At 58.5% G+C, this 205-nt stretch carries 1 protein-coding gene; it reads left to right on the top strand.

The features are described 5' to 3' along the window. Positions 1-18: 18 nt before the first annotated feature. Positions 19-205, top strand: a 187-nt coding sequence (locus J7R07_RS08240; protein WP_208436358.1) for a hypothetical protein, incomplete at its 3' end; no start/stop codon positions are given.

The raw sequence follows: 205 nt of genomic DNA, 5'->3' as shown, positions 1-205 counted from the left end.
AGAGGGAGAACGCCAGATTTGGGGGCTGATCCAGAGCAGGAGCCCATATACGAGTCTATTCCGGGCATACCAACCGGCGCGGTCGGCGGGGCAGCTTCTCCAAGAAGCAGAACGCCAGATTTGGGGGCTGATCCAGAGCAGGAGCCCATATACGAGGCTATTCCTTGCTCCTTTAACCAACTGAACATGCCCGCCACCTACCCCC

The organism is Bartonella phoceensis (assembly GCF_902825145.1).
GTDB lineage: Bacteria > Pseudomonadota > Alphaproteobacteria > Rhizobiales > Rhizobiaceae > Bartonella > Bartonella phoceensis.
This window is presented reverse-complemented; position numbering and strand designations above follow the sequence as displayed.